Genomic DNA, 11452 nt, shown 5'->3' with positions numbered 1-11452 from the left:
ATTTTACAATATTTAAAAATTTTTATATACAAATAATATTTATTTTCAGTCTTATATCTTATAACTACTATCTCTAAGAATTATATAAATTGATTATTTAATTATCTCTATCACATAATAAACATTGCATCGCCGTATGAAAAAAATCTGTATTTTTTATTCACTGCTTCCCTATAAGCTTCCATAATACAATTATACCCTGCAAATGCAGCTACCAGCATAAGCAATGTTGATTTAGGGGTGTGGAAGTTAGTAATCAGAGCATCTACAGATTTGACAGTATAGGGAGGATAAATAAAAATGTTAGTAGCTCCATATCCAGGCTTATACTCATCATTATGATATACTGATTCAAGTACACGGAGCGACGTAGTGCCAACTGCTATCACCCTTCCCCCTTTTGCTTTTGCTTTATAAATATTTTCTACGGTTTTTTCTGGCAAAAAGTATTCTTCGGTATGCATAGTATGTTGCCGTATATCGTCCACCCTTACAGGCTGAAATGTTCCCCAGGATACATACAGTGTTAAAAACGAAATAGCAGCACCCTTAGCTTGTATCTGATTCAGCAAATCATTAGTAAAATGTAATCCCGCTGTTGGTGCTGCTGCTGCTCCGTATTGTTTAGCAAATACTGTTTGATAGCGTTCATAATCATTTTTATCAGGCACTCGCTGGATATAGGGTGGGAGAGGTATCTCTCCTATTGCTTCAAGCATTCCATAATCAAAATGGGGCTCAAATGTTACCGTAATACTTGCATCAGATTTTTCCACAACAACTATCGCCACTGTATCATTTTTAATTGGATAGAGTTTTTCACCAGGTTTAATTCTTTTTAACCGATTACAGATAGCTTCCCAGGTAGTATCGCACAATCGTTTTGTTAAAACAATTTCAACCGTAGCCCCTGTTGAGCGTTTACAAAAAATTCTTGCTGGTATTACTTTAGCATCATTAAATATTAAAATATCATTGGGATTAATATACTGCGGCAAATTGTAGAATTTTTCATGCACATAGTGATTCGATTTTCTATCAAGAATAAAAAGGCGCGATTCCTCACGTTTATCAGCCGGATACTGAGCAATCAAATCCTGTGGAAGGTCAAAATCGTAGCTTTCTAAAAGATATAAATTTTTTCCCATGTCCAACAATTATCTTGATAGCAATTATAGCACAATAAAAATAAAATTTTTCTTTTAGAAAGCAGCCGATATACCTGCTTTTAATTTATGGTGGTTTTTGTAATCCTGGCTTTGTGAATAATCATGCAATAAGTAGGTGTACTCACCTATTATTTTTACATTACGGGCAAACAGATATGTTGCCGATATTGTTGCACTTTCATAATTTAACGTATGAACGCCACCTTCCTGATAATCTGAATCGACCTTATTGTAAAGCGCCGTAAGCACATAGCTACTACGATCGCCTTCAGGCTGAAATATTAATTCGGCCATATAACCTTTTGTAGCAATGGATTTTTTATCTGCAGTAAAATACGCATTACTATCTTTTCGATATAAGAATAATGTGTTAAGCTCAAACGGTCCCAAAAAAATCGACATATCACTACCATAGTAATACACACTGTTCGTAAACACATCGGGTACAGTATCATCAGCTGTATTTTTCTCTTTACCTATATAACTAAAACCTCCAATACGTATCACATCAAAAATTTCCTGACTTGCCCTGAAAAAGTAATTTTTATACTTGTCGCCATCAAAATTATCATGTTCATTTGCCGGTTCAATCCCATTACCATTAACTATCTCCACAACTAACGTTAATCCAAAATCAAAACCTTTATCTATAATAATGCCGCGATCATATTTTAAATCACATAATGAGCGATTGGGTTTTGCAGCAAATGGAACATAACTTTCATACGTCAATCTGAGTTCATTTTTATAAATGGGGTCTGATACTGAAAATTGACCTGCGGTTATGTTAATACCTGCTCCCAATAAATCAGTATAATACAAGAAAGCATCTTCAATACCAACAACCTCACCTTTTTCAGAAAAGAAAAAGTAAAAATAATATGATAGATTCTGTGCGATAGGGCCACCAGAAATTAATTTTAAAATATATGGCATTTGTAAATCATTACTAACGGTATTATCTTTATCCGCAACTGCATACGCGTCCAGTCGTATGCCAATGGGAAAATTACGGGTTAGTTCCAGCGAAGGATCACCGGTATCTATGGTTGCATACGAAGGCTCCCCTTCAGCCAGCCTGAATCCATTTGCAGCAAATTCCTCGCCATAGGGTTTAAGCTTGGGAAACGGCGCATGGCATGTCTGGCAGGTAAACTTATATCTGCGCGCAAATCCTGGCATTGCCTGTGATTGTACAGTATAATATACTATTATAACAATGACCAATACTATTATACAATTACGTGTATTTGATGTTTTCATAGATATTTCCTCCAACAAACTATCTTTATTTAATATATAACATCAATCGTTGCAACATCAGTGTTTATCATTCTATCCATAGATTCGGACTCAGGCACTTTTAAAAATTGTGCAACTGGCCTTACCAATAATTGATAATACAACGTAGCTCGTATTGTCAATGGTCCTGGTGCAACAGTGTCTGGAACAGTCCATGTATATGTTTCAACTTTTGTTTCCCGTGGCGCTATTCTGTAATCCACTCCAAGCTTTGCTGTATTCCACTGAGCAATTGTCATAATGCCATTCTCAGTAAAATAAGGCATCCTGAATATCCTATCTCCAACAGGAACGTCTTCACGGATTATGCCATCAAAACCTGCAGGTACATCCATCATCTCAACAAAATCCTGATATGCCTTGTCACGCGAAGCGATAGTATATTCTTCCCCCGAGAATCCTTTTTTATCAACTTTAAGATGATAGACGTTCCCTTTGCTGTCAATGGCTTCAACATGCAAATACAGAAGCCTGTCTTCAACTGAACCAGTTGGAACCTTATGACCGCACTTTTGATTATACAGATATACTGATATCTTTGTTTTCATCCCTGGTTCTACAAAATCAGTATCAGGATATACCAACACATCTATTGCACCATTATATTTTGCCTGGAAATGGCCTCCATGAAATGTATGCTGTTTAAGATCATCATATACTTTGTTTTCAGTCTTTGCTCGCTTACCTGCAGCTTTTGGCATATGGCATGTCTGGCACACTACTCCCTCTTTGCTATATGGACCCTCCTTCCACTCATTATAAGTTGCTTTTACCCATACACCCCAGGGGCTTTTTTCATTATGGCAATTTGCGCAAAATTCCGGTTTTGTAATTAATTCTGATTTTACGATATCATGTGCCGGGGAATTTTTTCCTCCTCTTGGTCCATATTTTGTTCTTCCTGGCCTGGAAAAAAAACTAAAGTTAAATTGTTCATTTTGATTAAATGATACAATGGTATGACATACATCACAACTTACTCCTTCATTAGCCATTGATTTTTTCTCTGGCCGTGGAGGAGGAGTATCTCCTGCCATAAATGAAATCGGCGCATGGCATCCATTACAGCCATCAGCAACAGGTTTGAATTTTGGATTCCGTCTACCATGGGATACAGCTAAATCAAAATATTCTATCTCATCCCAGGGATGAACAAAAGCCTGTGCCATCATACTCTTTTGCCATTGGTAATAAATTTCAACATGACATTGCCGGCAGTATGTTGCCTTTTGAAAATCTTTATATGTATACAATCCATGTAATGCTTCACCAAATTTTTGTGTTTGCGCTATAGCCAAAATGCATATTCCAAAGAGCATAAAAAGAATAATACTCAGCTTATTCATATAATTCCTCCTGGAGTATGTTTATAATATAATGAACAAATATTGCAGTCAAGATTATATTTTCACTTTGATTATTATTTATGTGCGATAGTTTATGGAATGGGCTGCAGGATTTAACAATGACTCTCATTGTAGATAATGAAAGGTTTGGAAATGATAGTATAAATTAGTATTGGATTGCAAATTAAATTTTAAACAGTTAAAGCTTATCTTGTACAGAAGAAATTAAGAAGATTTTCACTTTGGGAAAGTATATGTCATGATTCGTATGCCTCTATAGTAAAACGAAAGAATCCGATCAAAACGTATACCTTGTTGTGCCATCTCTTTTGCACCCCATTGACACATACCCACACCATGACCCCATCCATGGCCAGTTAATATTAATCCTGAAGGGGTTTGTTTTGCTTCAAAATACAGGCTCTTTATTTTTTTTGCATCAAACAGTAACCTGAAATCATTTCCACTCATTCTGATTATGCCGTTATCATGTTCTATCTTAATCACAGTTACACGGGTATCTTCACGTCCTAACGTTATAGCCTTAATTTTTCCTACTGTTTTATACCTTTTGACAAGTGCTTCATAAATCTCATTTAAGGTAAGCTCAACCTGCCAGCTATAATTGGGTGAATTTTTACAATACGGGCAAACTACTGATGTCAGATATGGCAAATCTTCACCCTGCCATACATATTTGTCATCTGTAGTTTTTCCTCCACAAGTGGAATGGAAATATGCCAGTATGGGTTTATTATTATATGTCATAATTATACCAGATGTAGCATCTACTGCTTTGTTGGTTGCTTCAGTTTCAACTGCTTTACCTTTATATACCTGAAAATTATTTGTTGCATCAAGATCAAAGTACGTGCTGTTGTTTTTCATCAGATGATAGTATGCGTACGTTCGTGCTGCAACAGCCTGTGCTTTTAATACTTCTTCAGGCCAGCCTGACATAATTTCTGAAGGAAGGACACCATAAAGATATTCATGCATCTTTAATACATTAACCACCTGTATTTTCCCAACAACAGGATGAAGTTGAATTATACCTCTCACTGGTATGCCATTTACCTGTATTTCATTATTCCAGGATTCAAACTGTAGTGGCTGTGTTAATTGATTGTCAAACACTACAAAACGTTTGGCATCACCATTATATACAATAGTATTATTTGGCAGTTGTATTACTTTTGTCTTGGCTGTGGTGACTATTTCAACTTTGAGCTGGTCGCGCAATAAAAGAATTTTAATATAATCATTATCAAGCCCAATACGTTTTCCGGTTTTAGCCATATATTCAGGTGGAGGCACACAACCTGCTATCGATACTAAGATTATAATCAGCAACCATCTGAAAACATGAGCTATCGCCATAATAAAAAACCTGAACCCTTAACTTTTTGGATGGAAACGTTTATGAATTTCCTGCAATTGCTTACGTGCTAAATGTGTGTATATCTGTGTTGTTGAGATATCCACATGACCCAAAAGCTCCTGAACAGCTCTGAGGTCAGCACCACGTTCAAGCAAATGTGTTGCAAATGAATGACGCAATGTATGGGGAGTAATATTTTTACGTATATCAACCATCTTTGCATACCCTTTAAGCAAACGCCATACTGATTTTCGATTCAACATGCCACCTTTCTTACTTATAAAAAGATACTCACTTATTCTGTTGCCAAGTATAATAGGGCGTGAATCATTTAAGTATTTTTCAATCAGGCGCTTTGCTTCGTCACCAATAGGCACAATGCGTTCTTTATTTCCTTTACCCAATACTTTTAAGAACTTGTTTTTCAAATCAACGTCTATCACCTTTAATTCTACTGCCTCAGATATCCGTAAACCTGCAGAATACAATAATTCAAATATGGCTTTATCACGCAACTGGTACAGATCATCCTCACGTATTGAGGCAAACAGCCTGTCAATTTCTTCTATTGACAAAAAATCAGGTAATGCTTTTTGAAAATGAGGTGTTTCTATTTTTACAGTTGGGTTGCTAATATTCTCAATGCTTGCCATATAATTATAAAACTGGCGTATTGCAGCCAGGGATCGTGCTAATGTCCTTGCAGAATTTCTTTTTTTATTTTTCTCAAAAAATAAAAACTGCTCCACATCGTCCTGTGATGCATTGAGTATTGTTTTATTTTTACGCGCTAAAAAATCAGAAAATTTTTTTAAATCATATGTGTATGAATAAATAGAATTAGGAGAAAGCCCCTTTTCAATCTGCAAAAACCGCTTGAATCGTTTAATAGCTATAATATCTTTCAAAGTATATCACCTCTTCATAATACTCCTCCTTGATTCGCAATAATCCTACCGGGATAAATATAACAAATTATCATATTTTTTATTTCTGATATAATATCGGAAAATTATGGATTATGTCTTGAAGAGATTTAATGAAAAAATTTAAATATTTATTTTATTCATACCGTAAGGCTTCAATAGGTTTTAAATCTGCAGCCTTTTTGGCAGGGTAATAACCAAAAAATATACCAACTGCACAGGCAAAAAGAAATGACACAAGTATTGAAGTAATTGAAAATATATATGGCCAATCCACAATATAGGTTATGAGATAATAAATAAATAACCCCAGAATAATACCAACAATTCCACCTAATCCACTTAATGTTACTGATTCTATCAGAAATTGGCTTAATATATCACGTCTTTTAGCTCCTATTGCCATGCGTATACCTATCTCACGTGTACGCTCACTTACAGAAACAAGCATAATATTCATTATGCCAACACCCCCAACAAAAAGGGAAATAGAAGCTATTCCTGCCAGTAACATTGATAGTGTTTTTGATATATATTCCGCCATCTCAAGCTTTTGCTTACTGGTTGTAATTCGGAATTCATTTGAATCAGGTGTAATCATATGAGCTCTATGTAGATATTCTTTAATTTGCTCAACTGCTTCGTCCATCTGTTTGTCTGAATACACAGACACATATATGCGGTCAATCTTATTGTTCCCAATAATTTTTCTCTGTGCTGCACCATAAGGCATTACTACAACATTATCAAAATCCTTACCGCCAAATGATTCGCCCAGTTCAGAAAGTACTCCAATTACTTTAAAAGGCACATTATTAATAATTACAATATTGCCAACGGGTTCTTCATAAATAAAAACATCGCGCATGACTGTGGCACCAATTATGACAACTTTTTCATGTGTTGACATCTCTACATCAGTAAAATATCTTCCTGAGGTCAAAGGCCATAATTTCATTTTAAAATAATCATTTTCTACACCATACATACCGCTTATGGTTGATCGGTCTTTATAATTCACCTGTACATTTGACTTGGTAATAATAATTGAAGCATATTTAACCTGAGGAAATTTTTTTTTGATATTTTCAGCATCAGCTTCCGTAAGCAATGTATGAAAAGAGGCAATCTCCATGGCATTTTTACCATAGGTACCAACCCTTTCTTCGACAGTAATTTGAGCGCTCCTTCCAATTCCAATCATTACAATAACCGAGGAAACGCCTATTATTATACCAATGCTGGTAAGTATAGAACGAACTTTATTTTTAGAAAGCGACCGCAATGCAGTTATTAAAAGATTTGAGAAATCCATATTATTTTCTACTTTTCTTTAACTTTTTAATTGGGCTATCATCTATTATCAAACCATCTTTAAATACAACTTTTCTATCTGCATATTCAGCAACATCAGGTTCATGAGTTACCATTATAATAGTAATATTATACTCTTTGTTTAATGTAGTAAATACATTCATTATCTCATTCGTGTTTTTTGTATCCAGGTTGCCTGTAGGTTCGTCTGCAAGCAAGATTGCAGGGTCATTGATTAGCGCTCGAGCAATAGCAACACGTTGTTGCTCGCCACCTGATAGCTCATTAGGATGGTGCATCTCCCTTCCAGATAAGCCAACCATTGACAATAGTTTTCTTGCCCTATTTTTCATCTCCTCATGAGTAAAACCACCTCTGTAGAACAATGGCATTTCAACATTCTCTATAGCCGGGGTTCTTGATAGCAAATTGAATCCCTGAAATACAAATCCAATCTTCCTGTTTCTGATTTCAGCTTTCTGATTATCGTTTAAAGATGTGCCATCAATACCATCTAAAATGTATTTGCCGGAAGTGGGGGTATCCAGAAATCCTAAAATATTCATAAAAGTGGATTTCCCGGAACCTGAGGCTCCCATTATCGCAACAAATTCACCTCTTTTAACTTTAAGGCTAACGCCTTTCAAAGCATGAACTGAAACTTCTTCGCTTATTTTATAAATTTTTTGCAAATTCTCAATATTAATAATTGGAATATTCATACTGAAATTACTACTTTTTAATTGAAATTTGTTTTCTTACACGGATAAGAATAGTATCACCAGCTTTTACATCACCTTTTTTTATTTCAGTATATTCATCTCCATATAATCCAGTTTGCACTTCAACAGGCACTATAGAACCTCTTTTCTTTTTCCATATATATTTTTTATCCTTATCAAGCTTATATTTATCAATAAAAGGTGGAATAACAGTAAAAGCATCATTGGGTATTCTCATAGCATTTTGTTTTTTATCAACCTCAATAGTTACTATTGCTGTCATACCCGGTTTTAACAAATACTGAGAATTATCACATATTGCAACAGCATCATAGGTAATAACACCTCCCCTGTTCACCGGATTAAAGCGTATTTGTCTGATAGCTCCGGTAAATGTTTGATCCGGATATGCATTAACAGTAAATTTAATTTTCTGATCATTTCTAACCTTGCCGATATCAGTTTCATCTATGACTACCATTAGCTGCATGGTTTTTAAATCCCTTACCATTAAGAATAAGCGCTTGTTCCTTACTACCGGGTCTGATTCATTAATATCACGAGATACTATAATACCACTAATGGGTGCATAAATTCGTGTGTTTTTTTGCATCTGGAGTAAATTTTTATAATCAACCAGTACCTGGCTATATGATAACTGCATCTTCTTATATTCATTTTCAGCCATCTCAAGAGCGCTGGCTGATATCATATGTTCATTATACATGCTTTTTTTGACCTTCAGGTCATTTTCCATGTTTTTCATGTCTATATTTAACTGTTCAAGTCTCTTCTGCATTTTTGTAATATCATTTTGCAAATCACCGGCATCTATTAACGCTAACAATTGATATTGCTTGACATGCTGATTAAAATCAACATATACTTTCTGAACAACCCCATTAACCTGGCATAATATAGAAACAGGATCTAACAGATCAATTGTCCCGGTTGTTGATATTGTTTTAGATATTTCACCAACACTTACTTTCTCATAATCATATATATATTCTGAATTATCAACGCCAGAACGCAAAAAATATATTAGTATAAGGATGATTATGACAACACCAGTAATGATGACTTTTTTCTTATTATTTAATACTATTTCTTTTATCATTTGGCATCAACCCCTTTTGAAAACAGAATTGTTTCATCAACACATAATAAACTTATCAATTGATTATAATTAATATAATAATCAGTAAGAATCTTGATATAATCGATAGTAACATTAATGTAATTCAACTCTGCATCCTGCAATTCATTCTGTGTTATTATTCCCCTGTCATAATTCTTTTGCACCAGCTCCAGATATTTTCTTGCATTTTCAATCAGTTGCCGAGATATATCCAGTTGCACTTTTATATCTTTCAATGTAGTATAATAACTTTTTATATTTCCCGATAAGGTATCCCCAGCAGTTTTGCTGTTATATAAGGCCTTATTAAATGAAACAGCAGCACGGTCAATACTTGAAGAAAGAACACCACTGGTAAAAATAGGGAAACTTGCACTGATTCCAGCATGCATGGTTGGCTTCCAGTTATCCCTATCCGACAATGATTCAGTAAAAGCACCATTCTGAATAGCCCTGTTTTCATAGCCCAGGGATGCTATAATATTTATAATCGGGAAGCGCCTATCCTTTTCAATATCAATCTGTGTTTTGGCAATTTCCTGATTGATTTCCGCAGACTTAATATCGAACGAATATTGCAAGGCTATTTCAAGCAATTCCTCTAAATTATATGGTATTTCTTTTATAGTGCTATCAACATCAAAATCTGTAACGTTTATGTCAAAATTATCAATTTGAATACCCATCAGTGATAGTAATTTGCTTTTTGCAACTGCAACCTCATTTTGAGCTCTTTGATAATTCAATCGAGCATTAGTTAGGTCCACCTGTGCCCGGGAAATATCCAGCATGGTTCGTTGTCCATTTTTAAATAACTGCTCAACGTTGGCAAATTTGATTTCAAAACTTTTAATTAATTTTTCCAACAATTCACTTTTCTTTTTGGCAAATGCTAATTGATAAAACGCAATTTTTACATCACGAACAACAGTATTTTTTACCTTCATAGCGGTTAATGCTACATTATTATATTCCAGAATCCGCAACCGTTCATAATTATCTTTATTGGCATCATAAAGCTTGTAACTTGCAGAAGCTCCAACAAATAATCCTATAAGAGTATCTTTGCCGGGTACATTAAATGAACTATTCACAGCTTCGGATTTCAATATCTCAACAGTTTGGACTGTGCCATTTACCTGAATACTATTACTACCTTTCGTTATTTTCAGATTAAGGGATGCAGCGTTGACATCTTCCATGGCCATTTTTATATTAATATTATTTTGCAGAGCTATCTGCAAACAATCTGTTAAATTTGCATTTGTAAAATTATCTGCATATAATTTGTCATAATACCCAACACTCAGGATAACTATAACAATGAGAAATAATAATACGTAAGGCCTTAGAAATATCATCCATTTCATATATAAATCCATATCCTTGCAAATGAAATCATTAATCTTTTTTAAGGATGTTTAATACATTCAATTATATACTACTTTCTACCATCCTACATAATGATGTAATTATATTCAATTAAAAAAAGTATATTAAACAAATACCATTGTAATCTTTATTTGTTTTTCGATAGTTCCTGATGAAATAAATATTTAAAATTATCAGGCCAAATAATAATTCTGAAAATAAATAAATCCAATGCTATACTATATTCACCTGAGTAAAATTCTTTACATATGAGGTTATTACAATGAAAAACACAATAACAAAAGATATGACGTTTGGTGAACTGGTGCAAAAATATCCCACAGCAGCACAAGTATTAGCTTCTTACGGACTCCATTGTATTGGTTGCCATATAGGCATATATGAAACTATTGAACAGGGCAGCAAAGCTCATGGACTTACCGATACACAGATAAAAGAAATGTTAGAAAAATTAAATCAGGCTGTTTAACGCACAACTTACTTTTAAACAATTATACCGACAGTTCTGGATAAAAAGCCCAAATAAAAAGAGCTATCGAACAATTTTGAACGATAGCTCTTTTCATTGGTGAGGGGTGGATTCGAACCACCGAAGGCTTCGCCAACAGATTTACAGTCTGCCCCCTTTGGCCGCTCGGGAACCTCACCCTTTAAAGCTGGCGAGAGGAATCGAACCCCCAACCCGCTGATTACAAATCAGCTGCTCTACCGATTGAGCTACGCCAGCAAAACATGAAAACCTTGATATTAAATATAGCA

10 protein-coding genes and 2 tRNA genes are annotated in these 11452 nt (G+C 34.6%); 1 reads left to right on the top strand and 11 read right to left on the bottom strand.

Features of this window, described 5'->3' with window-relative positions:
• Positions 1-110: 110 nt before the first annotated feature.
• From queA to AB1444_11710, 9 genes are all read right to left on the bottom strand, one after another.
• Positions 111-1148, bottom strand: coding sequence for a tRNA preQ1(34) S-adenosylmethionine ribosyltransferase-isomerase QueA (queA, locus tag AB1444_11750; protein ID MEW6527323.1), 1038 nt, complete (start codon positions 1146-1148; stop codon positions 111-113).
• A gap of 54 nt (positions 1149-1202) precedes the next feature.
• The gene (locus tag AB1444_11745; GenBank protein ID MEW6527322.1) at positions 1203-2432 is read right to left on the bottom strand and encodes a hypothetical protein; all 1230 of its coding nucleotides are present in this window, start codon (positions 2430-2432) and stop codon (positions 1203-1205) included.
• Positions 2433-2461: 29 nt separating this feature from the next.
• Positions 2462-3817 (bottom strand): multiheme c-type cytochrome, encoded by a 1356-nt coding sequence (locus AB1444_11740; protein ID MEW6527321.1) that lies wholly within the window; start codon positions 3815-3817, stop codon positions 2462-2464.
• A 237-nt stretch (positions 3818-4054) separates the two neighbouring features.
• Positions 4055-5134, bottom strand: coding sequence for a SpoIID/LytB domain-containing protein (locus AB1444_11735; GenBank protein MEW6527320.1), 1080 nt, complete (start codon positions 5132-5134; stop codon positions 4055-4057).
• Between the two features lie 81 nt (positions 5135-5215).
• A complete protein-coding gene (gene xerD / locus AB1444_11730) occupies positions 5216-6106 on the bottom strand; it encodes a site-specific tyrosine recombinase XerD (GenBank protein MEW6527319.1) in 891 nt (296 codons plus the stop codon).
• A gap of 154 nt (positions 6107-6260) precedes the next feature.
• Positions 6261-7439 (bottom strand): ABC transporter permease, encoded by a 1179-nt coding sequence (locus tag AB1444_11725; GenBank protein MEW6527318.1) that lies wholly within the window; start codon positions 7437-7439, stop codon positions 6261-6263.
• 1 nt (position 7440) lies between these two features.
• Entirely contained in the window at positions 7441-8160 is a 720-nt protein-coding gene (locus AB1444_11720; protein ID MEW6527317.1) for an ABC transporter ATP-binding protein, read from the bottom strand.
• A gap of 10 nt (positions 8161-8170) precedes the next feature.
• Positions 8171-9280, bottom strand: a complete 1110-nt coding sequence (locus tag AB1444_11715; GenBank protein MEW6527316.1) for an efflux RND transporter periplasmic adaptor subunit — start codon at positions 9278-9280, stop codon at positions 8171-8173.
• Positions 9277-10671, bottom strand: a complete 1395-nt coding sequence (locus AB1444_11710) for a TolC family protein (GenBank protein MEW6527315.1) — start codon at positions 10669-10671, stop codon at positions 9277-9279. The genes AB1444_11715 and AB1444_11710 overlap by 4 nt, the downstream gene beginning before the upstream one ends.
• Positions 10672-10955: 284 nt before the next feature.
• On the opposite strand from AB1444_11710, the gene AB1444_11705 reads away from it, so the two are divergent.
• Positions 10956-11162, top strand: a complete 207-nt coding sequence (locus AB1444_11705; GenBank protein MEW6527314.1) for a DUF1858 domain-containing protein — start codon at positions 10956-10958, stop codon at positions 11160-11162.
• A 97-nt stretch (positions 11163-11259) separates the two neighbouring features.
• Here AB1444_11705 and AB1444_11700 read toward each other — a convergent pair.
• Together AB1444_11700 and AB1444_11695 are read right to left on the bottom strand one after the other, a co-directional pair.
• Positions 11260-11341 (bottom strand) — tRNA-Tyr (locus AB1444_11700).
• Between the two features lie 6 nt (positions 11342-11347).
• A tRNA-Thr gene (locus AB1444_11695) sits at positions 11348-11420 on the bottom strand.
• Between the last annotated feature and the right edge of the window lie 32 nt (positions 11421-11452).

It is taken from the genome of Spirochaetota bacterium (genome assembly GCA_040756435.1).
Taxonomy (GTDB): Bacteria; Spirochaetota; UBA4802; order UBA4802; family UB4802; genus UBA4802.
The sequence above is the reverse complement of the archived record's forward strand: the minus strand, read 5'-3'. Positions and strand labels throughout refer to the sequence as shown.